This window comes from Brevibacillus sp. M2.1A (genome assembly GCF_013284355.2).
Lineage (GTDB): Bacteria > Bacillota > Bacilli > Brevibacillales > Brevibacillaceae > Brevibacillus.
The window spans coordinates 3,462,198-3,489,036 of the sequence record NZ_JABSUY020000001.1 but is presented as its reverse complement, the minus strand read 5'-3'; the positions used below and the strand labels follow the sequence as shown (position 1 = coordinate 3,489,036).

20 protein-coding genes are annotated in these 26,839 nt (G+C 47.7%); 5 read left to right on the top strand and 15 right to left on the bottom strand.

The window, feature by feature from the left end; genetic code table 11:
* The first annotated feature begins 22 nt into the window (after positions 1–22).
* Positions 23–1,351 carry a GntP family permease gene (locus HP567_RS17260; protein WP_173609295.1) on the top strand — a complete coding sequence of 443 codons (1,329 nt, stop codon included), beginning with the start codon at positions 23–25 and terminating at the stop codon, positions 1,349–1,351.
* A 75-nt stretch (positions 1,352–1,426) separates the two neighbouring features.
* Here HP567_RS17260 and HP567_RS17255 read toward each other — a convergent pair whose 3' ends face one another.
* The gene (locus HP567_RS17255) at positions 1,427–1,849 is read right to left on the bottom strand and encodes a VOC family protein (RefSeq protein ID WP_173609296.1); all 423 of its coding nucleotides are present in this window, start codon (positions 1,847–1,849) and stop codon (positions 1,427–1,429) included.
* Positions 1,850–1,964: 115 nt separating this feature from the next.
* On the opposite strand from HP567_RS17255, the gene HP567_RS17250 reads away from it, so the two are divergent.
* Entirely contained in the window at positions 1,965–2,243 is a 279-nt protein-coding gene (locus tag HP567_RS17250) for a glycine zipper domain-containing protein (protein WP_370646631.1), read from the top strand.
* Positions 2,244–2,303: 60 nt separating this feature from the next.
* Here HP567_RS17250 and HP567_RS17245 read toward each other — a convergent pair whose 3' ends face one another.
* Positions 2,304–2,780, bottom strand: a complete 477-nt coding sequence (locus HP567_RS17245; protein WP_173609298.1) for a YfbM family protein — start codon at positions 2,778–2,780, stop codon at positions 2,304–2,306.
* A gap of 121 nt (positions 2,781–2,901) precedes the next feature.
* On the bottom strand, positions 2,902–7,515 hold the full coding sequence (gltB, locus tag HP567_RS17240; RefSeq protein WP_173609299.1) for a glutamate synthase large subunit: 4,614 nt from the start codon (positions 7,513–7,515) through the stop codon (positions 2,902–2,904).
* Between the two features lie 124 nt (positions 7,516–7,639).
* Here gltB and HP567_RS17235 point away from each other — a divergent pair, with 124 nt between their 5' ends.
* Positions 7,640–8,542, top strand: a complete 903-nt coding sequence (locus tag HP567_RS17235; RefSeq protein WP_173609300.1) for a LysR family transcriptional regulator — start codon at positions 7,640–7,642, stop codon at positions 8,540–8,542.
* Between the two features lie 78 nt (positions 8,543–8,620).
* Positions 8,621–9,055, top strand: a complete 435-nt coding sequence (locus HP567_RS17230; protein WP_173609825.1) for a VOC family protein — start codon at positions 8,621–8,623, stop codon at positions 9,053–9,055.
* A 53-nt stretch (positions 9,056–9,108) separates the two neighbouring features.
* Here HP567_RS17230 and HP567_RS17225 read toward each other — a convergent pair whose 3' ends face one another.
* Together HP567_RS17225 and HP567_RS17220 are read right to left on the bottom strand one after the other, a co-directional pair.
* Complete coding sequence (locus HP567_RS17225) at positions 9,109–9,900, bottom strand: SDR family NAD(P)-dependent oxidoreductase (protein WP_173609301.1); 792 nt, start codon at positions 9,898–9,900, stop codon at positions 9,109–9,111.
* A gap of 204 nt (positions 9,901–10,104) precedes the next feature.
* A complete protein-coding gene (locus HP567_RS17220; RefSeq protein WP_173609302.1) occupies positions 10,105–11,115 on the bottom strand; it encodes a helix-turn-helix transcriptional regulator in 1,011 nt (336 codons plus the stop codon).
* 289 nt (positions 11,116–11,404) lie between these two features.
* Between HP567_RS17220 and HP567_RS17215 the strand changes: the two genes are divergently transcribed.
* Positions 11,405–12,229: a hypothetical protein gene (locus tag HP567_RS17215; RefSeq protein ID WP_173609303.1), complete on the top strand. Its 825-nt coding sequence runs from the start codon at positions 11,405–11,407 to the stop codon at positions 12,227–12,229.
* Positions 12,230–12,269: 40 nt separating this feature from the next.
* On the opposite strand, the gene ybaK is transcribed toward HP567_RS17215, so the two are convergent.
* The 10 genes from ybaK to HP567_RS17165 all read right to left on the bottom strand — a co-directional run bounded on the left by ybaK (position 12,270) and on the right by HP567_RS17165 (position 26,814).
* Positions 12,270–12,749, bottom strand: coding sequence for a Cys-tRNA(Pro) deacylase (gene ybaK / locus HP567_RS17210; protein WP_064199583.1), 480 nt, complete (start codon positions 12,747–12,749; stop codon positions 12,270–12,272).
* 115 nt (positions 12,750–12,864) lie between these two features.
* Entirely contained in the window at positions 12,865–14,442 is a 1,578-nt protein-coding gene (locus HP567_RS17205) for a glutathione ABC transporter substrate-binding protein (protein WP_173609304.1), read from the bottom strand.
* Between the two features lie 177 nt (positions 14,443–14,619).
* Positions 14,620–14,910 carry a hypothetical protein gene (locus tag HP567_RS17200; protein ID WP_173609305.1) on the bottom strand — a complete coding sequence of 97 codons (291 nt, stop codon included), beginning with the start codon at positions 14,908–14,910 and terminating at the stop codon, positions 14,620–14,622.
* A gap of 25 nt (positions 14,911–14,935) precedes the next feature.
* On the bottom strand, positions 14,936–16,594 hold the full coding sequence (locus HP567_RS17195) for a hypothetical protein (protein WP_173609306.1): 1,659 nt from the start codon (positions 16,592–16,594) through the stop codon (positions 14,936–14,938).
* 2 nt (positions 16,595–16,596) lie between these two features.
* On the bottom strand, positions 16,597–20,064 hold the full coding sequence (locus tag HP567_RS17190) for a DUF4132 domain-containing protein (protein ID WP_173609307.1): 3,468 nt from the start codon (positions 20,062–20,064) through the stop codon (positions 16,597–16,599).
* Positions 20,065–20,089: 25 nt separating this feature from the next.
* Positions 20,090–21,229, bottom strand: coding sequence for a VWA domain-containing protein (locus HP567_RS17185; protein WP_173609308.1), 1,140 nt, complete (start codon positions 21,227–21,229; stop codon positions 20,090–20,092).
* On the bottom strand, positions 21,214–23,616 hold the full coding sequence (locus tag HP567_RS17180) for a DUF5682 family protein (RefSeq protein ID WP_173609309.1): 2,403 nt from the start codon (positions 23,614–23,616) through the stop codon (positions 21,214–21,216). Before HP567_RS17180 ends, HP567_RS17185 begins: the two co-directional genes overlap by 16 nt.
* Entirely contained in the window at positions 23,577–24,677 is a 1,101-nt protein-coding gene (locus HP567_RS17175; protein WP_173609310.1) for an ATP-binding protein, read from the bottom strand. The genes HP567_RS17180 and HP567_RS17175 overlap by 40 nt, the downstream gene beginning before the upstream one ends.
* Before the next feature lie 200 nt (positions 24,678–24,877).
* Positions 24,878–25,738 carry a tryptophan 2,3-dioxygenase gene (kynA, locus tag HP567_RS17170; protein WP_173609311.1) on the bottom strand — a complete coding sequence of 287 codons (861 nt, stop codon included), beginning with the start codon at positions 25,736–25,738 and terminating at the stop codon, positions 24,878–24,880.
* A gap of 80 nt (positions 25,739–25,818) precedes the next feature.
* Complete coding sequence (locus tag HP567_RS17165; protein WP_173609312.1) at positions 25,819–26,814, bottom strand: aliphatic sulfonate ABC transporter substrate-binding protein; 996 nt, start codon at positions 26,812–26,814, stop codon at positions 25,819–25,821.
* Between the last annotated feature and the right edge of the window lie 25 nt (positions 26,815–26,839).

The following is a 26,839-nucleotide window of genomic DNA, read 5'->3' as shown; positions in this document are numbered from 1 at the left end:
CAACAACTAGGGAGGGTTCATCATGCCACTCGTCATTACACTGCTGTCCATTGTCTTCCTGCTCGTTCTCATTACTCGTTTCAAACTGAACCCATTTATCGCACTGTTATTGGCCGCTGGATTTGTGGGAATCGCATCCGGCATGCCGCTTGTAAAAGTTGTAGATTCAATCAAGGATGGGATGGGTGGCACTCTCGGTTTTATCGCGATTGTGCTGGCCTTGGGAACCATGCTTGGCAAAATGATGGCTGAATCTGGCGGTGCCGAACGCATTGCCCGTACGCTCATCAACCTCTTCGGTGAGAAAAACGTGCACTGGGCCATGATGTTCGTGGCATTTATTGTAGGGATTCCGGTATTTTTCCAGGTTGGTTTTGTGCTCTTGATTCCTCTCGTGTTTACGATTGCCAGACAAACAGGGGTCTCCCTTGTCAAAATCGGAATTCCGCTCGTAGCCGGCCTTTCCATCGTTCACGGGATCGTCCCGCCTCACCCTGCTGCTATGGCCGCTGTCGATCTGTTCCAGGCGGATGTCGGTAAAACGATTCTGCTCTCGATCATTGTCGCCCTGCCTTCCGCGATCATTGCAGGACCGATCTACGGCAGCTGGATTAGCAAACGAGTCAAGGCCAGCATCTCTCCCGAGCTAGCTTCCCAGTTGGCAGAACCAAAATCAGAGCGTGACTTACCTGGCTTTGGGATTACCGTTTTCACCGTCTTGCTCCCTGTGCTGTTGATGTTGTCTGCAACCGTTGCGGATGTAACTCTGCCAAAAGAACATACGATTCGCCAATGGGCTGATTTTATTGGAAGCCCGATTACATCTCTATTGATTGCCGTGATTGTTTCCTTCTGGACGCTCGGGTTCAACCGTGGATTTACGAAAGACGATATTCTGAAATTCACAAATGATTGCTTGGCCCCAACCGCGACAATCTTGCTCGTCATCGGTGCAGGTGGCGCATTCAACAAAGTACTGCTGAACAGCGGTGTTGGTGACTATATTGCCGAGCTCGCTACGGCATCTGCGATCTCCCCTATTTTCCTGGGCTGGTTGATCGCGGCCCTGATCCGTGTGGCAACAGGCTCTGCGACCGTCTCCATGATGACAGCAGCCGGTATCGTAGGTCCGATCGCGTTGCAAATCCCTGGAACCAGCCCAGAGCTTTTGGTACTGGCGACTGGTTCTGGCTCCCTGATTCTGTCCCACGTAAACGATTCCGGGTTCTGGCTGATCAAAGAATACTTCAATATGTCTGTGCAAGACACGCTTAAAACATGGACAGTGATGGAGACCATTCTTTCTGTTGTGGCAATCATTTTGATCATGGGACTGTCCTATATCGTGTAGCACAAAATGAAAAACAGGTCTTTCCATCCATATCGTTGGAGGTAAGACCTGTTTTTGGTCTGGCTGGGTAACTTGCTACTTCATTCGTTTGGCAATCGGATGATCCTCATTCAGCTCCAGTAAATCCCACAGGTTGCCGTATAAATCCTGAAAGACTGCCACCATTCCATACGGCTGTTCTTTTGGCTCTCTCACAAATTGGATTCCTCTTCCGACCATCTCATGATAATCTCTCCAAAAATCGTCTGTGTTTAAAAAGAGAAAAACTCTCCCGCCAGCCTGATTCCCGATAAATGGCTCTTGCTCAGGTTTTGATGCTTTTGCAAGCAAGATTGTAGTTCCAACAGAACCAGGCGGAGATACGACAACCCACCGCTTATCCTGTTCTGGCTGATACGTATCTTCCACTAAGGTAAAATGGAGCTTCTTGGTATAAAACTCAATGGCTTCATCATAATCTTTGACCACGAGCGCGATATGGACGATGGACTGAATCATGATCTGGGTACCACCCTTGAAGGTTTTTTTTGGAATGAAATGATAAGTTTGGGACACACTATGCCTTGGGGCTGCACGTTTGATATAGCAGAGCTTCCCAACACTAATCGAGGGAGTGACAATCTTGGCTACGAACAACGAACGCAATCACAACGATGCTGTTGGCAACGACGGAGCGAACATGACAGGCAATGGAGCTGGTGAAGCTGTAGGAACAGTTGGCGGTGCGGCTGTAGGTGCGGCTGTAGGCTCTATTTTAGGTCCTCTTGGTACCATTGCAGGTGCCGTTGCCGGGGGTGCACTTGGCAACAAAATGGGGGAAAATGTGTCGGCTGACGCCAATGACGCGTTTGGTGCTACAAATAATGATGCCAATAGAGACCGAACCGAATAAAACAAGCTTCTTCTATGTCTGACAAGATGGGGTGCAGGGGCAAACCTGCACCTCGTTCCACTAGCTGATGTAGAAAATAAGGCCTTTTTCTTGCTCTACTGCTCGCTTGAAAAATGCTTGAATGGATTGAAAATGATGATACATGTACGCAAAAAATCCTTCTGCTTCATCTCCCTCGTGAAGTGGGTACACATCGTTTTCCACCAAGGTAGGAAAATGGTACTTCTCTTTTAGAGCTGACTCGGACATATTGGCAATGGCCTCATACGCTGCTTTTACCTGTTCACTATGTAAATAGAATGCGCCAAACTCCCCGAATTCACCTGTTTGGTCCGTTAATAGAGGTACCACATAGCAAAAGGGAGGCTCTCCATCCATTAATTCTCCGCACAAAGTATAGGGAATGGCTTGCCAGGTTTTATCTATATCCAGCATATCCTCTTCTATCAGCTCTACGTCATATAAATCGATCGCTCCTGCAATCCATGAATCGATCATCTCGTCATTTGCTATCATGTAATTGCCACACATGCCCATTGCGATCCCTCCTCTACCTTTTTACTCATCATCATAGCAAACTTCCCAATCCCCTACCACGTCGCATTGGTTACCAAAAGAAAAAGCCGACGACTCACATAATAAGTCATCGGCCAACTCCTTATTTCCCCACTGAAACAAAGGATTGCTCGCGGGCTTTCTTTTTCGATGCTTTGGCATCGCCTTTCTTCTGGCTCATTTCAAAAGCTGCCAATATTGCCTCTTGACGCTTCATGCCGGATTTCTCTAACTCCTCCATTGTGGTAACAATTTGCTTGTAATCTTTTGGAATGACTTTGACAAACTGTTGGACGGTACGTTCCCACTCATTGAGCAAAGCTTGTGCATGACGGCTGCCTGTGTGGCTGACGTGGTTTTCCAGCAAGCGTTTGACTCGAGCGATTTCCCGCTGATCTTCCAGTGTCTCCAGGAGTACCATTTCCTGATTGCACATCGCAGCAAACTTCTCTTTATCCTCGGCCAGTACGTAGGCAGTACCACCTGACATGCCTGCTGCAAAGTTTTTGCCAACGGGGCCGAGAACAACGACACGTCCTCCAGTCATATACTCGCAACCATGGTCACCTACTCCTTCAACCACTGCAGTCACGCCGCTGTTGCGAACGCAGAATCGCTCACCAGCCATCCCGTTGATATACGCCTCTCCAGAGGTCGCTCCGTAGAACGCAACGTTTCCGATAATCATGTTGTGCTCGGGAGCGAATTTGCTGTTTTTCGATGGTGCGACCGTTATTTTGCCGCCCGACAACCCTTTTCCTACGTAGTCGTTTGCATCTCCCTCAAGATGCAGCGTAATCCCACGTGGAACAAACGCCCCGAAGCTTTGACCTGCCGACCCAGTAAAATGCAGGCGGATGGTATCCTCCGGCAGACCATGCTCGCCAAAACGTTTGGTTACCTCGCTGCCCAAGATCGTACCAACCACACGATTCGTATTGGTGATGGCGAGCTTTGCCTCTACCTGCTGCTGTTTATTCAATGCTGGCTTGCACAGCTTGAGCAGCTTTTGACGATCCAGCGTTTCTTCGAGCTTGTGATCTTGGTTGCGCTGATGATAGCGGCCCACATCCTCGGAGACATCCGGTTGGAACAAGAGCGCAGACAAATCAATGTGCTTGGCTTTCCAATGTTCTTTTGCCGAATCACTCATCTTCAGGACATGGCTCTGACCGACCATCGACTCGATAGAGTGGTAGCCCAGCTCCGCCATGATCTCTCGAACTTCACGGGCAACGTGACGCATGAAATTCACGGCGTGCTGCGGGTCGCCTTTAAACCGTTTTCTCAGCTCGGGATTTTGTGTCGCCACACCCACTGGGCATGTATCGAGGTGGCATACGCGAGCCATGACACACCCTATCGAAACAAGTGGTGCCGTAGCGAAGCCGAATTCCTCCGCACCGAGTAAAGCTGCAATGACGACATCTCGTCCTGTCATCAGTTTGCCGTCTGTTTCCAGAACAACACGGTCGCGCAACTGGTTCAACAACAGCGTCTGATGTGTCTCAGCAAGACCGAGTTCCCATGGCAGTCCTGCGTGCTTGATACTTGATTTTGGGGAAGCGCCTGTGCCGCCATCGTGTCCACTGACCACAATGACATCTGCAAGACCTTTCGCCACACCAGCCGCAATCGTTCCGACTCCCGCCTTGGATACGAGCTTCACGCTGATTCGTGCTCGTGGATTCGCATTTTTCAAGTCAAAAATCAGCTGTGCCAAATCCTCAATCGAGTAAATATCATGATGAGGCGGCGGTGAAATGAGCCCAACTCCTGGCGTCGATCCGCGTACTTCGGCAATCCACGGGTAGACCTTGCTTCCTGGCAATTGACCGCCCTCGCCCGGCTTTGCTCCTTGTGCCATCTTGATCTGGATCTCAGAGGCATTGACCAAGTAATGACTGGATACGCCAAAGCGTCCGGATGCGACCTGCTTGATGGCACTGCGACGCAAATCTCCGTTTTCATCCATGATGTAGCGTGCCGAATCCTCGCCGCCTTCCCCGCTGTTGCTTTTCGCACCCAAGCGGTTCATGGCGATTGCTAAGGTCTCATGCGCTTCCTTGCTGAGAGAACCGTATGACATCGCCCCCGTTTTAAAACGATGAACAATGGAGTCAACAGATTCTACCTCGCTCAGCGGGATCGGTTGTCGGTTGGACTTGAAATCGAGCAAATGGCGTAGGGCTACGAATTGCTGGGCTGTGGCTTGCTCCGCATAAATTTTGTACTGCTCATAGCTGCCTTCCCGACAAGCTTTTTGCAAGGCATGAACTGTCTTCGGGTTGAACAGGTGGAACTCACCATCACGGCGGAACTGAAAATCGCTGCCTGCCTCCAATGCTTCCTCGGAATGCTCTGGCAAAAATGCTTTCGCATGACGTATCAATGTCTCTTGCGCAATCACATCCAGTCCAATCCCTGAAATCTGAGAAGGGGTACGGCTAAAATAGCGATCGATGACGGCAGAATGAATGCCCACCGCTTCAAAAATTTGTGCGCCACGGTAGCTCTGAATGGTCGAAATGCCCATCTTGGACATGACTTTTACGACACCTTCTACGGCTGTTTGCAGGTACACTTCGACTGCTTCGTCGCTTGTGATATCCTTCAGCTTAGCCGATACAGCCAGATGGTTTACCGTTGAGATAGCGACGTACGGATTGATCGCATCGACACCGTAACCAATCAGCATGGCAAACTGGTGTACATCACGCGGTTCACCGGATTCTATGATGATGCTCGCTTTGGTACGTGTCCCTGTGCGGACGAGATGATGGTGAAGTCCACTTCCAGCCAGCAAGGCAGGGATCGCAGCCAAATCTTGATTCATTCCGCGATCAGATAAAATCAGCAAGGTGTAACCGGCAGCAATCGCTTCATCTGCCGCAGCGAACAATTGATCAAGTGCCTGCTCTAGCTCCTGTTCGCCCCCTTGCGCCGGGAAGAGTGTCGACAATGTTTTTGCCTTGAACTCTTGGTGTGGATTCGCACGAAGCTTCGCCAGCTCTTGATTGGAGATCAACGGATTGGACAAACGAATTCTGCGGCAATTCCTCGCATCCGGTGCAAGCAGATTTCCTTCCGCGCCAAGCACAGTATGGGTCGATGTTACGCAAGCCTCTCGTAGTGCATCGATCGGCGGATTCGTGACTTGGGCGAATGATTGTTTGAAATAGTGGTACAAAAGCTGTGGGCGATCAGACAGTACCGCAAGTGGTGTGTCTACTCCCATCGAACCAATGGGATCTTTTTGTTCTGCCACCATCGGGACAAGTACCTTGTCGACTTCCTCCTGTGTATAGCCAAATGCTTTTTGATACGCAAGCAAGCTATCTCCTTGCAGCTCCTCCATGCGACCTGCTGCCGGCAAATCCTCGATCGCATACAGGTTGTTTTTCACCCACTCCCGATATGGCTGTTCGCTTGCGATTTTTTGCTTGATTTCCTCGTCAGCTACGATTCTGCCTTCTTCGAGGTCGACGAGCAGCATCCGTCCAGGACTCAGCCGTCCTTTCTGAACAATTGTTTCATCTGGTACTTCGAGAACTCCAACCTCCGATGAGAAAATGATGGTATCATCGGACGTCACATAGTATCTCGCTGGTCGCAAGCCATTTCGGTCGAGAATCGCGCCGATGTGTCTGCCATCGGTAAATGAAATAGCTGTTGGACCATCCCACGGCTCCATGAGGCAGCTATGGTACTCGTAAAAAGCTTTCTTATTTTCGTCGATCCGCTCATCCTGATCCCACGGTTCAGGAATCATCATCATCGCGACATGCGGCAAGGAACGGCCTGCCAACGAGAAAAACTCCACGCAGTTATCCAAAATCGCCGAATCACTGCCCGCCATATCAATGACTGGCACCACTTTTGCCAAATCAGCACCAAACGCCTCGGACTGGAACATTTTTTCACGAGCCATCATCCAGTTCATGTTTCCTTGCAAGGTGTTGATCTCCCCGTTGTGAATCAAATAACGATTCGGGTGCGCCCTCTCCCATGTTGGGAATGTGTTCGTGCTGAAACGCGAGTGAACGACGGAAAAGGCAGAAGTGTATGAATTATCTTTCAAATCGAGATAAAAAGCATCCAGTTGTCCTGGTGTGAGCAATCCTTTATAGACAATCGTGCGCGATGACATGGAAGCGGCGTAAAAATCAGCACCTGTTGCCTGTTCCACCTGCTTGCGAATGACGTACAGCTTCCGTTCAAATGCCATTTGGTCCTGTATATTCGAGCTGGCTCCGATAAATACTTGGCGGACATAAGGCTGACTCGCTACAGCCGTCTTGCCAATTTTCGTAGAATCGACAGGAACGGTTCTCCAGCCAAGCAGCTTTTGTCCCTCTGCCGCAACAATCGCCTCCAGCTGATCTTCATACATTTGGCGTTTCGCTTCATTCATCGGAAGAAACAGCATACCTACACCGTATTTGCCTGGCGCCGGTAGCGTGATATTCAGCTCTTTACAGGTCTTTTTGAAAAAGGCGTGTGGTATTTGCGTTAAAATCCCTGCACCGTCTCCCGTTTCCGGATCACTGCCTTGACCGCCGCGGTGTTCCAGTTGGCACAGAATTTTCAGACCTTTCCGGACCATATCATGCGTCGATTTCGATTTCAAATTTGCAATAAAACCAATTCCGCAAGCGTCATGTTCAAAAATCGGATCGTACAGACCTTGCTTAGCAGGCATTCCTTGTGTCGTCATGTATCTCCACTCTCCTTGCTCTCTCTGGTATGTACATTTTAGATTGAGTGAAACGATACAAACAATATATAATTTATACAAAACCTATCTCAAATCGAGATAAATGGGTAAGGTGGGAGTATTCATGGAGCTACGACAGATTCAATACTTCATCGAGGTTGCCAAACGAGAGCATTTCACCGAAGCCTCACATCATTTGCACGTCGCCCAATCTGCCCTTAGTCGGCAAATCGCCAATTTGGAGGAGGAGCTTGGTGTTTCCTTGTTCCTCCGCGAAGGTCGCAATATCAAGCTGACAGCAGTTGGAAAAATCTTTTTGCAGCACGTCGAAATGGCCATGAACGAAATCGAGAAAGCGAAAGAAAAGATCGAAGAGTTCCTTGACCCGTCAAGGGGCACGATTCGTGTTGGTTTTACGAGCAGCCTTGCAGCCAATCCCCTTCCGACGGTCATCTCAGGTTTTCGGGCTCGGTATCCGGACATCGGCTTTCAATTGAAGCAAGGTTCTTATCAGGGATTGATCAGCTCGGTCATCAACGGAGAAATTGACCTGGCTTTTCTTGGACCTGTTCCCACTCAGGAAAAAAATGTGCGCAGCTACATCTTTTTCGCTGAAAATATCGTGGCACTCCTGCCCGCGAAGCACCCGCTGTCCAAACAGCCAAGCTTGCGTCTCAGTCAATTGCAGGAAGATACCTTTGTGTTGTTTCCACCCGGTTTCATCCTCCGCAATATCGCAGTCAATGCTTGCTCGCAAATGGGCTTTTCTCCTAAAGTTGCGTTTGAAGGGGAAGACATCGATGCCATTAAAGGGTTGGTGGCAGCGGGCTTGGGCGTCACTTTGTTGCCAGAGCTTACCTTAACGGATAACGTTCCTCGTGAGACAGTGAAAATCCCGATAAGTGAGCCATTGGTGACGCGAACAGTGGGCATTATCATCCCCAACAACCGGGAGCTCCCCCCTTCCGAAAAGCTTTTTTATCATTTTCTGAAAGAGTTTTTTGATGTGCTGAGTAAGTACAGTTAAACTACTGACAGACAGTTGTCAGTAGTCGATCCTTATAATCGGAAGTACCATCCATTTTAAGGAGGAACTTCGATGATGATGAGTCACACCCAAACCTTGCGGGGCTTTGCTACGATCAGTTATTGGGCGGATGATGTGCAGGCGGCAAAAAAGTGGTACACAGAACTACTGGGCTATGCGCCATATTTCGAACGCTCTGGACCAGATGGACAGCTCGCCTATGTCGAGTTTCGCATTGGCGACTACAAGCACGAGCTAGGCCTCATTGATCGCCGTTTCGCACCTGCTAAAGCGGTACCTGATCCGGGCGGAGCTGTGATGTACTGGCACGTCGACGATATCGAATCCGTACTGGAAAAGTTGTTATCCATGGGAGCAAGAGAGTACGAACCTTTGGTCCAGCGAGGTGACGGATTCATTACGGCTTCTGTCCTTGATCCATTTGGGAATGTCCTCGGCATCATGTACAATGCACACTACCTGGAGATTCTCGCTTCTTTTCAACAAGAGTAAGAAAAAGTCCTGATGAACAATGCATCAGGACTTTTTGTATCGATCTCCGTATTTTAAAAAATAGTTGGCACCATGCCCCCGTCCATACGAATTGGTGAACCTTTAAATGCGGTTGCATAAGGGCTGGATACAAATGCTACCAGCCTGCCTATTTCAAAAGGCTTGATAAACCGCTGTAACTCGGATTGAGGGAGGTTAGCTGCCATAAATTGCTTCTCTTTTTCCGAAAATGCCATATCATCAGAAAACAAACGATCAATGATTTGATAGACATTTTCGGAAAGCGTTGGACCTGGCATGATTGTATTGGAGGTGACTTCTGTTCCTACCGTTCGTTTCGATAGGCTTTTTGACAGTGATAATAGCATCGACTTCGTCATGCAATACTGAGGCATTTGCCCTGAAGGCATGATCGCTTCTTCACTTGCGATAAAGATGATTCGTCCATAATTGTTCTTCAACATGTTAGGCAAGTAAAATTTAGATAATCCATTCGCGGCAAGGACATTTGTTCGGAAGTATTTTTCCCATACTTCATCGTCAACGTCTTCATAGGACATGATCTCATAAATACCCATATTGTTAACGAGAATATCTACATGGGGATATTTCTCAAATAAAGCTTCTCTTTGCTGCCTATCCACAAGATCGGCCGTAGCATTCTGAGGAGAAGTATCCGGGAATTCCGACTTCAATTCATTTACGATACGTTCTACCTCTTGATCATTCCGTCCATTTACGAGGACATTGACGCCTTCTCTGGCAAGCTCAATGGCAATTGCTTTCCCAATACCCTTCGTCGATCCAGTAACTAAAGCAGTTTTGTTCCTTAATCCCATATCCATAACACTTGTCTCCTTTGTTGTCATCTACGGCAAGCTTGACTAGAAGTTCATCTTGGAACATCCTTGTGCTCCGGATAGAGATTATCGTACTTTTTCTGGATCGTTGGGTAACTAGCGTACTGCGCCAAAATTCTTGCTGAACCCGCCAAATATGAGAAACCGTAAAAATGCTAGCCCTGGGAGGAACGGGTTAGGTCACGGATTCTATGACGACGGGATTGACCTGAGAGTTTTGGAACGCCAATTTGAAGGTGTATCGCCTTCCCAAAGGCGAAAGGCCCGGTAAAATGAGTTCTGATCCTCATATCCAAGTAAAAAAGCCACTTCTTTTATATCGAGCTTGGGGTCAGCCAAGTATTCTCGTGCCTGTTCATGCCGTGCCTTTGTTAACAGTTGCTTGAACGTTGTGCATTCATCCGTAAGTCTGCGCTGCAAAGTACGATCACTCATGCCCAACTCGCTCGCTACAGCTCGAATATCAAGGCGACCTCCGGTTAGACCTCTCTTCAAAATCCACTTGACCATCTCAGCAACGGAATGACTGTACTGTTCATCCAATGATCGGTCCAATACAGGTGTCAATATCTCCAGCAATTCTTTGTTATACGAAAGAAAGAGGCGGTCTAGGTCCCGGCGATGGAGTGTTAATCGGTTATCGGTGGTGCCAATCCGTATCGGACAACCGAAGTAAGCTTCAAGAGCAGTGACATCCCCCATCAAATGAGAAAATTCCACGGACTGTGCGGTTAATCGCTTGCCCGTGCCCCGTCGTCCAAGTTCTAAAAGAAAGGCGAGCGTGGTTCCAACCAAGACTGGTGGTCCGGGTTGCTCACTATGCATCCACTTCAATTCGATTGTACAGTGCTCTCCCTCCTCTGTTATACGCAACCTTTCCGGAGGGCACAGTTGTTTGTACCGTACCATTCGATTAAGCGCGTCGCGATAGTCACGAGCATGGTAGGTCGCTAAAACAGTGGGTGGGTATTGTGCCGTTTCAAAGTTGGTTGAAAGTGTGACGATTGCAGTAGCAATGTCACCAACTAGATCAGAGTACGCTTGCCAGATTGTGAAATATTGGGCAGTGGTGACTACAGCTGGTTCTGTAAGAATGGTGAGCGGCAGGCGCGCTTTGCGAACGAGCTCGTCGGGGGCAATCCCTAGTCGTTGTAATCCCGCCCAAAATCCCGCCGGGAATTTTATTCGATCTGATTTCATTACGTATGGATCTCCTTTAGTTGCTTACCGATTCGTTCCGCTTATGCTTAAGTATACATGAAGGTGATCGTATGCGTTATTTTTGGCTTGCCAAGCATCTGGAAAAGCTCAATAAGTTTCCTATTATATCGCGGAAGAAACCGACGAACATACCCCTCCCCCATCTCTGGATGCAGGGACAGATTTGTACAACGCATATGCTAATCATTCTCAAATTATAGCGAAAGGCGGAAAGTTCTACTATGATATGGGAATAGTGGCACATTTCAGCAAGAGAGGTGAAGTTCTTATGCTAGATTTAGCAAGTCCTCTATGGGGGAAGCTACATGGTCCTTATGGTCTTTCCGATCGCATCCCTGCGCTCATCCAGCATATTCAGCACGACTATTTTTCCGAGGAAAAAGAAGAGTTGTATTGGGAGCTTCTGTATCATCAAAATACGATTTATCCATGTACATATGCTGCGGTCCCCTATTTAGTTGAGATCGCACGAAAAACAGAGAGCCCCGATATTTTGTTGGACATCTTCATAACCTGCGGCATGTTCGAAGCCAGTAGCGAAAATGCGCCTCATCTGGAAGTACCATCGGAGTTTTTACGAGATCAGATACCATTATTGGATCAAGAGACCATCCGAGATATCTATCGGGAATACCGACAGGCCATTCTCTCTTTGACAGAGAAGACAGAATCGATTCTTCACCTAGCACGGATGGGAGAGCATGATGCAGAGAAGCGCTACATACTAGCTGCGGACGCTGCGTTTCGTGGGGAAAAAGACATTGCCAACATGCTTCTCACCTTTTCGGCGGGAGACGAATATGTAACGGTGTGTCCAACGTGCGATCAGTCTATCTATATATGGCCAGATGAGGAAGAGGGAATCTTGTATGGTTACGAAGAAGACCCCGTTTTTCATGATAAAGCGAAACGACTTTCAATCATCACCAAAAGACCGGACACGACAAACGACAGCGGACTTCAGGGATTATACCAATGTGCGCTTGCAATTGAGGATAAAACGCTGCTTGCCCACCTTCCTTATCTTGCTGGTGAATTGAACTGCTGCTCATGCGACACTCCTATCCAAGTTTGGACGGGACTTTTTCCATAATCAGCAAAAAGGCCCCAGCTAATGCCGTGGCCTTTTTGCTTTAGATTGCAGATACATCTGCCAAGGAGCCTTTCGTTGCTTGTAACAAGCCCTCTACTGCCATCTCGATCTGGACGCCAATGTTTCCACCACTGACGATAATCGACTCTAGCGATTGTGCTCGTTGATCAATCACCGTCGGAAACAATTTCTTCATCCCGACTGGCGAACATCCACCACGAATATAGCCGGATACCTTTGTGATCTCCTTCACGGGAATCATCTCGATCTTCTTCTCGCCGACTGCTTTCGCCGCTTTTTTGAGGTCAAGCTCGGCTTCAACGGGAATGACAAACACATAATATGATTTGCTCGTCCCTTGCGAAATCAAAGTTTTATAGACAACGTTCTCTTCGCGACCGATCTTTTGGGCGACAGCGATTCCGTCGATTTTCCCATCATCCGTTGCATATGTCAGCATGGTGTATGCGATTTTTTCTTTATCCAATATCCGCATTGCATTCGTTTTTCCTTGCTTCACGCCATTCCACCTCCACTCCACGCTGGTCAACAAAATATAATCTATCTTAGGGGATGGCGTTCTACTTTTCAACCCAAAAACGCCACTGACACAAGCATGTCAGCGGCGCCTTGTATTATTGAATCGTTACTTCGTCAATCTCGATATGGCCTGCAGGGCTAATCCATACACCCTGTACATTCTTTTGAATCGCCGCCAGGTTCTCAGAGAATCGGAACGGAATGAGCGGTGCTTCAGTCATTTCGATTTGTTGTGCTTTTTCATAGAGTTGCTTTCGTTTTTCTGCGTCTGTTTCTCTGCGTCCTTCGTCAATCAGCTTGTCTACTTCCGGATTGTTGTAGAACGAATGGTTACCAGGTGCGCCATGTGCTTTCGAATGATACAGGTTCGATTGATTGTAGTCGGCATCGCCTGTAGCATTTCCCCATCCACTCATGAACAGGTCTGTCTCCCCTTTGGATGCTGCTTCGATATACGCCCCGAATTCCATCACATCCAGTTGCAGATCAATACCGATTGGCTTCAGTTGTTGTTGCAAAACCTCGGCTACGCTAATTCGTGCTTTGTTATCATTCAACGCGATTTTTGCTTTGAAGCCATTTGGATAACCAGCCTCTGCGAGCAATTGCTTCGCTTTCTCGACGTCATACGGAATGTCTTTTACATTCGGGCTGTACCCAACCATCGCTGGTGTAATCGAGGAGTGAGCTGGTGTTCCCACACTGTTGTAAACGCCTTCAATAATGGTTTTCTTGTCGATGGCGTGGGCAATGGCTTGGCGGACACGCACATCATCAAACGGCTTTTTCTTTGTATTCAATCCGATGTGGTCGACAGAGAACCCAGGGTATCGACCCAATTGCATGGATGGAGAATTTTGTACGCGATCGATGTCCGTCACAGGCAGGTTTTCTGCCACTTGAACTTCTCCTGTCTCAACCATGGCAAGGCGAGTTGTGTCTTCTGGTACGGTTTTGAAAACGACTTTATCCAAATTCGTTGTACCGCCATAGTAGCTATTGTTTCTCACCAGAACCACTTCTTGACCCGGCGTCCATTTTTCGAATTTGTACGGGCCTGTACCGGTTGGATGCTTGCTCAAATCTTTTCCATATTGTTCAATGGCTTTCGGGCTGATAATGCTTCCCTCTGCACTCGCCAAAACAGACAAGAGTGGTGAGTACGGGTAATTCAGTAGAAATTGTACCGTGTACTCATCTACTACTTTCACTTCTTTGATTGCTTCAAACATGTTAATCCGACTGGAGCCAACGGCAGGGTCTTGAACACGAGCGATCGTTGCTTTTACCGCTTCCGCATTGAAAGGTGCCCCATCATGGAACGTCACACCTTGACGAAGCTTGAACTCCCATGTCAAGTCATCGAGCTGTTTCCATTCACTTGCCAGGGATGGGACGTATTTGCTTTCTTTATCCATGCGGACAAGCCCTTCATATACTTTGTGATGAACGATTGCTGCAGAAGGGATTTGGGACAGGAAATGTGGATCGAGGTTGTTCGCATCGGACAGACGAGCGATGACGAGGGTTCCCCCTGTTTTGCCAGCTTCCGCAGTACCCCCTGCTTGTCCGGCGCTAGTCGACGCATCCTGCCCCGACGAACACCCAGCCAATGCCGCAGATACCGCGATTGTCATGGCAATCAGCGTGTGATAAAAGCTCTTCTTTTTCATCTGTGTTCCCCCAATTCTTGTTGCAAATGTTTTAGCATTCAAACATGTTTTATTTTAGACAATATTCAGTCATTGTATTTTCACTTTGTTTACCTTTATTTTCAGTTTCTTTACAACTTGATAAATAAACAAAAAAGAGAGACTCCTCAAGAATCTCTCTTTCTTCACTGGACTCTATTACGATGATCGAGTCAAAGGCTTTTTCATCATATTGATGTACTGCACCACATACAAATACTGCTGCGTTAGCAACTCGGCATCTGCTTTTACTTCCTGCAAATAGCGATTGCCCTCCACATGCAGATCTTCTATCAATGAGCCCAGAAAGCTCATATCGTATTCGGTTGCGAGCTCTTGCAGTTTTTTCAATTCCTGCAAATCTTGCTTATCAAGTTTATGGATTCCTTTGAGTAACAAGCGTTCCTGCCAATCAGTTAGCTTTTCGGTAAAGGAATATAACTCCTCCATGATTTTATGTCCACTCCCTCACCGTTTATAGGTCTAACTTGAAGCTCGTCAGCGATTTTCCCTGCATGATGCTGATGGGATAAAGCCCATCCCCTATTTTTTGCACAAGCAAATACACATCGCGCAACTCCAGCAACCGTTTGTTTTGCTCCAGATGACGTATATTGCGGGCGAAATCCCCCTGATAGGAGATGCTCAATGGGAGGGAATAACCTTGCTCGTCTTCGATCGTCAAAATCAACTGTTGCGACTTCTGATCAAAATCGACTTGATTGAACTTGTTCGCTTTCAATAAAAAAACCGAGTCCAAAGCAGTTTCAAACATATCGCCTGCCGCGTCCTTCCAGTCACTTGACCAGTCGCAAACGAGCACCTTGCCGAGATCCAGCTCTTCAATGTTGTCCCTGGGAACGATGGTTAGCCGCGTCTCTTCACTGGAAGACAAGCGCTGCTCCCGATTCGTCTTTGCCTGTGTCAGGATGACCTGTGAATGAGAGAGCTCCTCCATGGAGATCAACCCGCCCCATGGGACCTTGCTTTTATAGCTGTCCTTAAAGGAAAACGATATGCCCTCATAATACACGGGGCGCGCTTCTGTATACGTGTAAATGCGCTGATCAGAAAGCGAATAAAAGTAATACGTAATCCCCTTGTACCCTGACCGTGTCTCCCATGGATTTGCTCCCAATGCATACAGACTTAACTGTGGAACCATATGGTACTTGCTTTTGAAGCTGCCGAGCAGCTGCTTTTTCGCTTCGATGTGATCGGTCTTCTCTATGGCAAGCAAACTGAGATACACCCGGGAAAGTCGGTCGAGCAGCGCTTCCGTCGAAAACTTGACATGACGCTGAAAAAATAAGTTCAGCTCCCCATGAATGCCGCGTATGTCTTTTTCCACGCGGGGAAGATTGCCGTTATGCGCAGCAATAGCAAGCAGCTCCAGCCGTGTACAAATCGTTTGGGATAGCTTCGCCAAGCCGATGCCAAGAATCTCTGCGATTATCGATTTGGCTTCCGCTACGACATCGGTTTCGTAGCTGACATCGGTTACAGATGCTTGTAACTGCTCCCGATCCTGTAGCTGATGCATGGCCCGATAGCGTAAAATGACCTCCAGCTTGTGCAAGCAATTGCCTTTCGCCTTGCAGGTACACATGCTCTTCCCGATCTCCGATTCACTGTCAAAAGATACGGAAATATCTTGGGTACGTAATGTCATGGTTAAGAAGGATGTTTCAACGACCTCCATCTCCTCGAAATAGTCGAGGCGAAACAGCACTTCTTCCAGCTGTGCTGGGGTAAAAGCCTTGCTAATGTGAGACGGCTGCAATTGCAAGAGCCAGCTAAAGTCAGGCTTGTAAATCTCCAGCTCTTCCCCGGTCTCTGCTCCTGCTTGCAAGTGGTTTTTGGCATAGTAGACGATGGCGATGATAACATGCTTGCAAATCTTGTCTGATGGACATGAGCAGGAAAAGCGATCAATATCTGCATGAAGTCGGCATACGCTGTCATCTGACAGCGCACACTCGACGTAATCGTCCCCGAACTCGTAGGAAACGGACATTCCTTTTTCCATTTCCTTGATGGAACGATTGTAAATGCCTTTGTTCGCGTATTTGATCAGATACTCTTCGTTGCACAGCGCGATAAACCGATGAAATTCTGATGTGAAATCCGCCATCGTTATTTTCCTGCTGCTCGCATGACATCATAGACGGTTTCGCTGAAAATGCGTGTTGGAATATCAGTGAGCTTCAGTCGATCCACTGGTTTGAAGTAAAAATGCTTGTACTCGGCATCTTTGTTTGGAAAGAAAGCCAACGTTTCCAGCTTCACATCCTCCATTCCTTCCCAGTACGAAATGCTCGCCCCGCTGATTTTCAGCTCAGCCACCATACCGTCATACAGTTTGTAAAACTCGTAATAATAACCGGCATCGAGCGGGGTTCCTTTAACCCAGCCAAATTTCTCCATCATTTTCGCAAAAGCAGTAGGTGAATACGATTCAACAGGCAGGCGGAGCAATTCATTGGCTTTTATTTCTTCTTCCGTTGGCAGGAACGCTTCACGGCTCAACTGCTCGAACGGTTGCGTAATTTCGTAATCTTCCAGCTGAGTACGCCAGCCGTTCAACGTCTCTTCGTCCAGCTCCAGTGGGTGAATCAAGCCAATAAGCTGCTCATCTGCCAACTCATACTCATCCTCGTCCACGGTGTTAAATGTCCCATCGTCCATATAGCGGAACGTATCTACGAGTTTTCCATCCTCGTATACACCCCAGATGAGCCCGATTGCGAATTTTTGCATCAACACGTTCTCCACAAATAGACGTTTCCACGCTTCCGTTGACCAATAACGTGATTTGGACAGGGACTCCTCCAGACGAAGAGATTGCACTTTCACCATATTTTTCAGGTCTTTTTTCAATTGGGCAAAAGTCAATCGCGCTTGTTCTGCCTTCTCCTGATCGTCTTTCGCAGACGGTGCAGGCAGATTTTTGACCGCTTTTCCTGTGCTGTCGTTCGTAACTTCCAGCTCCAGCTCGTTGCTGACTTTGACCGTGAAGGTGCGGTCGCCGTAGTCAAAGACTTGCTTGCCAGACGCATCGAAGCCAAGCGTCGTGACCAATCGGTCTTCCAGTTCCATCGCGGAAATGTTCTGATTGGCAGCCGCCATAGACAGCGCCTCTTCTGCGGCTGATTTGACTTGCCTGTTTTTGATCGTACGTTTAATCTGGTCGATTAGACGCAGCGCAGTCAAATCATTCGAGAAAGACAGAGCACGTACGCCATCCGCAGCCAAAGCTCCGCGAGAGTGATCTGTCCACTCCTTAATCAACTGACCAAGCGTATCGACTATACGACGATCTCCAAAAGCAACGCAAAGCGGCATGACCCATTTTTCTTTGGCTACTGCTCCATTATCGACCCAACTGCGCAAAACTTCCGTGGTAAAGTCAGCAACAGATGCCGCTTGCAGAGACGGTTTCAAGTCAAGTACCAACTGGTTTGGCGCTGTCGGGAAATCGATTGAGGCGGTGAGCATGTACTCCATTACTTCCTGACCTAGCTCGTTGCCGTCTTGGTCGCGAAGGACTGGCATGCGCTCCAGAGGCATCCATTTAATCCGTGTGAGCTTGCGCTTGTCGGTCAGGTTGCCTAAATGAGTCAAGCTCGCATCTGGCCCTTGTTCCTCGGCGTCGATAAATGTTTGCAGCAGCGTTTTAAATTTGCTGCTCTTTTCATTTGTCAGTAGCTCTTGGAAAATGACCTTGTTATTGTCCAGGGAGCGAATCGCATCCAGCGCCATTTCTTTAACCTTTGCTTTTTTCTCGGTTTGATAAACGTGCAAATAAAGCTCCTTGTCTTTGGCCTGAAGAAACGCCGCACCAGCAAGGCCGCTCACTTTCTTCGAGCTGTCACCCAACCCGAGCAGAATCGCTTGGTTGCGCAATTCTTCTGACAGCGTCTCCTTTGCCGCTAATAGGGTTTGCATCACAAACACGCGAAGCTCCGTATCCAGCTTATCAAATTGAGCCAGACTCATTTCCGGATTCGCTACGACCAACGAACGATACACCTCTTCTTTGACGTCTGTGTAATAATAATGATTCTCCTTGATCGACAAAATCTGATAGAACAGCGTCTGGATATCTACAGCTTCGTCCTTCCGGTAATGATCGATGATACCGGTCAATCGCTCCTGGAACGCATGAGCGAAGCACATATGGCCTACTCTGCGGTTGGACTTGTCTTTGTATTGGCACATGAACGGAATCAGACGCGCAATAAACGGATGATCCACAGGCAAGAAGCTCAGCAGGATCATTTGCTGTCTTACAAGTTGTACGTCCTCCAGATGCACATGCTCGAGCACATCCTCGAGTACTGCTTTGTCATCCAGATAGTTCGCCAGCTTTGTCGATCCCTTTGCACGACGCAACGCGTCTTGAATAATCGCTTCCAGAGATGGCTGGAAATTGGAGAGATCCACGCCTTCTGCCGCCAGCGTTTTGTATAAAAATCCTTTGACCATCGGGATCGAAGCAAGCTCCAGTGCTCGTCTTGATTTCGTTACGTCTTCCTGCACCAGCTGCTTCACTTGCTCCCAATTGGTCGGAGGGGATAGCAAATGCTCGCGAAGTCCCAGCAGTAGATCGTAAGGCTCATCCATGTGTACGAGGTTAGACAGTCTCTTATCTTCGGCCAAGATATCGAGCGGGAACATGTCAAAAAGGATTTGCAAGGTGTCGTGCAGCTCCCGATCGATCTCCTCTTCCTTCTTCAGGAATGCACTGGTCCCGCCTTTTACGTGAATGCGGAAATACAGCAAGCTGATGACTAGCTCCATATAACGCTTCAAATGTTTCTGATTCAAAAGGGAGCCTTCCTTTACTTGCTCTCCTGGGTAATACTTTTCTCGCAACGCAGCCTTTTTCTCTTTGACGTACGAAGGGTACAACGACTCGTTGGTCAGCAAATTGTTACTCGAAAACTGCATGGTCACGATTTCTTTGGCAATGGTATGCAGTTCTTTTATATATTCACGCGTATCACCCGTAACTAGGTAATAGTAGCTCGGCATTAGCTTTTCTTTTGCTTCCTCCAATAAGCTCGGAGAAATCGAGTACGCATACGAAATGAATAGCAAAAATTCGGCCCGATCAAATGTCGAGGAGTAATCACGGCTGATGCTTACGCGATAATCCTCCGCGGCTTTTAACATAAATTCGGCAAACAACGCATGTCCGAAATGCTCGATCGTTTTTCTCATTGCTTCCAATGCTTTCTGATCTTTTGCCCGGATATCAGCATCACTGATGTCCTTCATACCTTGAAGTTCGATCTGATCCAGGAAGCACTCATCCATCACATTTTTCTTATCGTAAAAACGGTTGCTTGCCTTGTAAATCAGTACAGCTGCTCGATAGAAAGCCAGCTCCTCGCCGCGTTTTTTCAGCTTGTCAAATTCGGATCGAACCGTATAGCTGTAAAACCTCGGGTCCTCTACGATTGCCGGGCATTCGTCTGTGTCGCCTGCAATGTAATCATTGATTTGATCGTACAAATGCTTGTTTCGATCACTTGCACTGATAAACTCCTCCACAAATTTCTTCGTAACCGGATTCAGATCTGTCTTTCGTAAAACCATTCCTTACTCCTCCTTCTTTCTATCTCTATTTGATAACCTTACCTATCCATTGCGCGAGCTCATCAGGCGTGATCGCAGCAACATTTGCTCCCATATCACTCAAAACCCGTGCAGCATGCTGGTTGTACGTAGCGTTGCCATTGAAATCCAAAGCCGTCAGCACTAAGAACTTGCAGCCCGCATCAATAATTTCCTTGCTTTGGCGATACATTTCCTTGATCGGATAGCCTTCCTCCAAATCGCTGACGAGGATAAATATCGTCTTGGATGGATTTTCGAGTAGTGATCTTCCGTATTTGAGCGCCTGGGCAATATGAGTCCCCCCACCAAGTTGCACACTCATCAGCACATCGACCGGATCATCCAGTCTATCGCTCAAATCAACGACCTTCGTATCAAAAATAACCAAATGCGTTTTCAAGGCAGCAAGCTTGTAAAAAATACTTGCCATAACGGAGCTGTAAATCACAGAGTCCATCATACTTCCGCTCTCGTCCACGACAATGACGATGTTCCATTTGTTGTGATGCTGAATATTGCTGTGGAAATACAGGTCATCAATGATAAAACGGCTTTTTTTGTGATCGTAGTTCTTCAAATTTTTCCGAATCGTTTTATGCACATCCAGATTTTTCATCGACTTTGTATAACCGCGTTTGTGGCGATTGCGTTTGCCGACGATACTGGTCTGCACTTCATTCTCAAGCTGACGCCGCAGATCGTCTACGACCTTGCGTACAATTTCCTTTGCACTTTTTACGACCTCTCCTTTCATCCTGCCTTTGAATTGGAGGATGTTTTTCAAGAGGGTCATGTTGGGTTCCATGCTTTCCAACACTTTTTTGTCTGTCAAGAGCTCTGTCATGTTATAGCGGTCCAGAGCTTGCCGCTCGAGGATTTCCACCGTCTTTTTGGGAAACAGCTTGCGGATTTTATTCAGCCAGACGGGAACCGTCAATGCCGAATCTCCTCGGCCGCCTTCTTTTCGATAGCCTTGCTCTTCTCCGTATTCACGGTTGTATAAAAATTCAAGAATCGAGTCCAGTTCCTGATAGGAAAACTCGGATGATTGATAGACCCCGCTGCCTTCCAAAGATTCCTCGGCATGAGAGCCCAATAATAACCGCCAGCGATTCAAGGCTTCGCGGCTCAAATCAGGTTCCATTTGGCAAACTCCTCCTTGATCGCTTGATCGAGCATGCGGGCATCACGCAAAGTACGCTCATCGATGACTGGATTCGTGACTTGGTCCACCGTCGTTTGGAAGAGAGCTGCCACTTTTTCCGAGAGCATACTAATTTCCATTGGGCTAAAATATGTAAACGCCAATCGCAGTTCAGGCACCACCTGCAAAAAGTCGTCGTAGGCCAAGGATGTAATCATTTGATGCAGATCGCGCAAGATTTCCTCTTGATAAAAGAGGTAGTCACGAGCCACGATAAAAACGCCATGTAAATACGAGGCAGTATGAAGCATTTGCTCAGGCGAGCCGAACATATAGGCACGCGCACGTCTGGAGATTTCTGCGCGTTCGACCACTTCGAGATTGCACAAGATCGCAACCACTACCCCCTCCAGTTTCGCAGGGAGCTTGTCGTTACGCAGCAATTCCAGCAGTTGATCACTGAAAATCTCTATAGAATCATCCGCCTGTCTCTTCTCACTCAGCATGTAGAGGAATTTGAGCTGATCGGCCAACTCATCCAGTTCGTTGGGGTTCGGGTTTCCCTGCTCGACGATTTTGGTCACAGCCTGGTAATATACTTCTTCCACCAGGTTCTCCAGCCGTTCTGACTCGATCAAACCGAATAACCGTTTTTGCTCCAAAAGAATCGTGAGTGTTTTCAACGTTTTGCAAAGAGAGAGAAAATGTCCATCTTGCTTAACGGACTCTTGTACAGATTTAAAGAGTCGTTCTGACAACTCTTCCAATCCCATGACAACCGCCATCAAAAGCCATTTTGCCAGTTCATGGCTCTGGTGCTGCGGCAGTTCTTTTACCATATCGGCTAGCTTATGGGCAGCCGCTTCCTTCACTGTCCCACCGTAGACCGAGTTCTCGATCAGACGGGCTTCGACGAACGAGGAATAGCTGTAGCGCCATGTTTCTCGGACGAGATTGACATTTCGGTTGTTCATCCAGTCGGGTCCAGCTTCTTTGGCGCAAAATTCTGTGCCCAAGAACTGCATGCAGTGAAAAAACTGGCTGGCTTCGCGATGCGACTTCTTGGCATACAGCTCCAGCACCTTCTGATTGCGCCCTGTTGTCGTGATCGCGAGCTTTAGCGATTTGCATCTGTCTTTGCAATCTCGAACGATAGGCACATCCAGTGAATTTGGGGCCACTTCACCGATTCCATCTCCGGTCAACAGCTCTCGCAATGTCTCGATCGGCTGGGAAGTCGCAATCGACCGTTCGCCTTTTGTAAAAGCAGAGAGAACGGAATCGATCAACTCATAGGCACCGCCCTCAGCCTTTTCCCGCATAACTGCCAAGCCGTTCATGAGGCTATACGCTTCGATCGCATCCGCAGTAGACGTCGTTTCTCCTTTGTCGCGCAGTTTTTTGAGCAATTGCGGGAGGTATATCAAGGCGCTTTTCGAGAAAGGAGCACGTTCCTTCTTCTCCAGGGCCTTCCACACACTCTCGTAATAATGGACGTACGGCATCCCGCTTGCGTATCCATTCAACTGATCTGCTTCCTGGTACGTGTACACCATTGGATATATTTTCTCTTCTTGGACCTTTTGTATCTTGTAGGAAGTCTTGCGCTCCTCGATGAGCCCGTATGTATGAAAGCCCCCGGTAATCACGAGAATTCTCGCGTGCTTTTGCTTTGCCTCTGCAATTTTTTGACGCATATGCGCCTCGCGAATCAAATCGCCTTCCGCTTCCAAAGTAGCGTCATCATAGCATTTTCGCGACAAGTAGCAGTAGGCAAAGACATCCTTGACGAAATCCTGCGTCTTTTTGCGAATCCCGTCAATCTCAAAAACCTTTTCCCACAGCTCATCGAAGTTCCTGCATTTCATCGTCTGGCACAATCGCTGTATAAATTGCGAGCCTGCCAGCATGCGCTCATCGTGATAAGACAGCTTTTCATTCTTCTTTTTCAAATCATGGCCGTCTTCCAAGCTTTCGAGGCGGCTTCCGTAGCTGAGATCAATGAAAGCAGCAGGAATCTGCCGGCGTTTTGCTTCGACCAAGGCCACATACTCCGGCGAATATAGAAGAAACGGAAAGTAACATACGTATTTTTGCTCCCCTGAGGCGTACGCATAATAAATGCTCACAGGAGGCTTCGTCCGTTCATCCGTCAAAATCGGAATAATATGATTGCTATGGTCCGGGCCTTCAATCAGAATGATTTCCGGTTGATACTCTTCGATCGTTTTTTTCAAATGAAACGAGCAGGCAGGACTATGATGACGAACCGGGAAGTAGACGACCTGCTTGCTGAGATTGTAAACCTCTTCTTCGACAAATGATTTTATGAAGCGGTCCTGATCCTTTATTTGATCCATTTCTTCTCGTTGTAATAAGTTCCCCATAGACCCTCTTCCTTTGCCCGTTCTTTGACCACTTTGGTAAAGTAGGTTTTCAGGATATTTGCGTCCTTTTGGTTTTCCTTGACGACGGCTCCCAGCATATTCTGTACCAGTCGATCCATGGAAATTGGCCTGCCATCATAGTAATGGGATGTCATTGCACTCTGGACATAGACGGATACGGCTTCAGCTGTACTCATCACGGATTGAGGGGAGTCGATTTTGAATCCTTCCTTCGTCTCGCCCATGCGCAGCTCCATGAAGGTCGTCGCCAATATCTCAACCACATCGCGATCGATTTCGATGTTTACGCCACTTTGTTCCAGGATCACTTTTGCTTGGGATTCGATAATTTGGGCTTCCATTTTCACATGATTAATCGGCGCGATTGTCTCAAAGTTAAAACGGCGTTTGAGCGCGCTGCTCATTTCATTGACGCCTTTGTCCCGCAGGTTCGCTGTTGCAATGATATTAAAACCGGGCTTTGCAAACAGGATGCCGTCTGACAGCTCGGGAATGTTCATCACCTTGTCACTCAAAATACTAATCAACACGTCTTGAACCTCAAAAGGACAACGGGTAATCTCTTCAAAACGGGTAATGATTCCTTTACTCATTCCGGTGTACAGCGGGGAGGGAACCAACGCTTGCAGAGAAGGACCTTTGTCCAGCAACATCGCGTAGTTCCAGGAGTATTTGATCATATCCTCCGTCGTTCCCGCGGTGCCTTGGATCGTATTCGTGCTTGTACCGGAGATGGCCGCAGACAGCAGCTCAGACAGCATCGTTTTTGCCGTTCCAGGCTCACCAACTAGCATCAAACCGCGATTGCCTGCCAACGTGACGATCGCGCGCTCAATAAGCACATCGTCTCCATAAAACTTTTTCGTAATCGGTATACTTTCACCCTCATAAGAGAGAGGTTCATCCGTTCCTAAAATAAAGTCGCGCACAGCTCTGGGCGACATCAGCCAATTGGGAGGTTTTGCCCCTTTATCATGGGATCGCAGCGCATTCAGCTGTTTGTCATATAACACTTCCATAGGTGGCTTCATTGTTTCCATCCAAATGCCCACTCCATTTCTGGTTGTTCTTGAAAAAATAGGTACACTATTAAAAATGAAAACATATGTTTGTCAGGAAAAGAAGGGTATTTGTACCCAATATTAGGTAAGATATGTGAAAAAATGTGAAAGGAGTACTACAATCGAAAAAAGCGCCTTGGGTCCCCAAGACGCTTTTTTCGCTTTTTTTGAAGAGTTTTTTACAACAACGTCCGCAAGCTCCATAGCTCCGGGAAAAAACGGTGATCGAGCGCTCTGCGTAAGTACATGACGCCCGATGACCCTCCGGTTCCCGGCTTTTGGCCTATGATGCGTTCGACTGTCGTCATATGGTTAAAACGCCATTGTTGTTGCTGGCTGGCGATGTCCACCAGCTTTTCTGCCAACTCGTACAGATCCCAATATTGGTTCACATTTCGATACACAGTCAGCCAGGCTTGCTCGACACTCTGATTTGGTTGATATGGCTGTGACCAATCGCGATTCAAACATTCCGGATCAATCGGCAAGCCCCGAACAGCCATCTCCCTGATCGCCGCATCGTAAATGCTTGGCTGCTGCAAGGCCGCACTCATTTTGGCGTGAAGCTCTGGTTGATGCGTATACACCGCTAGGACATGCTGGTTCTTGTATCCTAATGTAAATTCGATGAGTCTGTTTTGGTAAGATTGAAAACCGGACGAATGACCCAGCGTGTCACGGAACTGGAGGTAATCGGCTGGCGTCAATGTAGAAAGGACATCCCACGATTTAATCAATTGCTGCTGGATACGCGAGACTCGCGCGAACATTTTGAAAGCTGGCTCCAGATCGTGATTGCAGATGCATTCGTTTGCTGCTGACAGTTCGTGCAAAATTTGTTTCATCCAAAGCTCACTCACCTGATGAATGATAATAAACAGCATTTCATCATGATGGGTGGATTGACGCTGTTGACTCGACAAGATTTGATCGAGCTGTAAGTAATCGCCGTACGTCATTTCTTTTTGAAAATCAGTATGAATCTGTGTCTCCAATGAGCTGTCGTTTGGTTGATTACTTCCTTGTTCATGTGGTCTCATCGTGGTATGACCTCCTTTCCCATCTAATTCCTTTCCACCCCTCGAACCTCCTGCTGAATCACCCTCCTTCTCACCCGATTTTATTTCGCTGATTCCAAATATTTCAAATCTATCAGACCATCGATTTTATTACTCGGAATATAGCCCGCTTCCTGGCTGATATCTGCCATTTCCTGAATAACTTTTTCATTAACCGCTGTTGTTACTTCCAAACGGGAAAAGGCTGCCTGCACTTCTTTTTTGCTCAACTCTTTGCCAGTCAGATTTTTCAGATGCTTGATGATCAGGTCTTGGCTTTCTTCGGGATTTTCTTGAATGAATTTGACTGCCTTTTTATGAGCTTGCAGGTAAGCGGTTGCCAATCCTTCTCGTTTCAAAAATTCATCGCTGGCTGCTACTACTGTATTCGTTGATTCTTTCCCCCAAGCGAATTGATCCCAGTCCAAAAGTAATTTTCCTCCCGCCTTATTTTCCAGTACATATCCCCACGGCTCCTGGGTTGCTGCACCGTCAACGGATTTTTGTACGAATAATGCTGCCGTATCTGCCGGAGCCGCCGCATACAGTTCCACATCCCCACCATTCGTCGTCGGTTTGAGGCCAACCTCATCCAATGCTTTTCTGAGCATGACATCCTGTGTGCTGCCGATTACCGGAATCGCGATTTTTTTGCCTTTTACATCTTTTAGTTCGGTAATGTTGGTTGAACCATTCATGACGAGAACAGCTCCGCCATTGACCGCTCCTGAAATCAAACGATAACCGGGATGCTTGACATAAAAGTTCAACAACGGTCCAGGTCCGACTGTCCCTACATCAATTGCTTTTGTTGCCATTGCTTCCATAAATAATCCGCCATTGGCGACCGTTTTGGTTTGAATTTTTACATCCGCACCGAAAGCTTCCTTGAAATAGCCTTTCTCCAGTGCAATGATCGTTGCGCTATGGGTAAGATTCGGGAAATATCCGATCTTTACTTCCTTTTCAGAGGATTCTGCTCCGCCCGTAGAGCACCCGCTCGCAATCCCCATCAATAATAGGGATGCGACAACGGTACTGATCACTTTTTTAAGCATGTGACGACACTCCTTCGCTATTTTT

Coding starts and splice junctions, on each gene's coding strand:
- HP567_RS17215 (WP_173609303.1), top strand. CDS start 11,405: ATGCTAGATTTAGCAAGTCCTCTATGGGGGAAGCTACATGGTCCTTAT.
- HP567_RS17225 (WP_173609301.1), bottom strand. CDS start 9,900: ATGGATATGGGATTAAGGAACAAAACTGCTTTAGTTACTGGATCGACG.
- gltB (WP_173609299.1), bottom strand. CDS start 7,515: ATGACGACACAAGGAATGCCTGCTAAGCAAGGTCTGTACGATCCGATT.
- HP567_RS17180 (WP_173609309.1), bottom strand. CDS start 23,616: ATGGGGAACTTATTACAACGAGAAGAAATGGATCAAATAAAGGATCAG.
- HP567_RS17200 (WP_173609305.1), bottom strand. CDS start 14,910: ATGGAGGAGTTATATTCCTTTACCGAAAAGCTAACTGATTGGCAGGAA.
- HP567_RS17185 (WP_173609308.1), bottom strand. CDS start 21,229: ATGGAACCTGATTTGAGCCGCGAAGCCTTGAATCGCTGGCGGTTATTA.
- HP567_RS17235 (WP_173609300.1), top strand. CDS start 7,640: ATGGAGCTACGACAGATTCAATACTTCATCGAGGTTGCCAAACGAGAG.
- HP567_RS17205 (WP_173609304.1), bottom strand. CDS start 14,442: ATGAAAAAGAAGAGCTTTTATCACACGCTGATTGCCATGACAATCGCG.
- HP567_RS17260 (WP_173609295.1), top strand. CDS start 23: ATGCCACTCGTCATTACACTGCTGTCCATTGTCTTCCTGCTCGTTCTC.
- HP567_RS17195 (WP_173609306.1), bottom strand. CDS start 16,594: ATGGCGGATTTCACATCAGAATTTCATCGGTTTATCGCGCTGTGCAAC.
- HP567_RS17230 (WP_173609825.1), top strand. CDS start 8,621: ATGAGTCACACCCAAACCTTGCGGGGCTTTGCTACGATCAGTTATTGG.
- HP567_RS17165 (WP_173609312.1), bottom strand. CDS start 26,814: ATGCTTAAAAAAGTGATCAGTACCGTTGTCGCATCCCTATTATTGATG.
- HP567_RS17255 (WP_173609296.1), bottom strand. CDS start 1,849: ATGATTCAGTCCATCGTCCATATCGCGCTCGTGGTCAAAGATTATGAT.
- HP567_RS17175 (WP_173609310.1), bottom strand. CDS start 24,677: ATGGAAACAATGAAGCCACCTATGGAAGTGTTATATGACAAACAGCTG.
- HP567_RS17220 (WP_173609302.1), bottom strand. CDS start 11,115: ATGAAATCAGATCGAATAAAATTCCCGGCGGGATTTTGGGCGGGATTA.
- HP567_RS17245 (WP_173609298.1), bottom strand. CDS start 2,780: ATGGGCATGTGTGGCAATTACATGATAGCAAATGACGAGATGATCGAT.
- kynA (WP_173609311.1), bottom strand. CDS start 25,738: ATGAGACCACATGAACAAGGAAGTAATCAACCAAACGACAGCTCATTG.
- HP567_RS17190 (WP_173609307.1), bottom strand. CDS start 20,064: ATGGTTTTACGAAAGACAGATCTGAATCCGGTTACGAAGAAATTTGTG.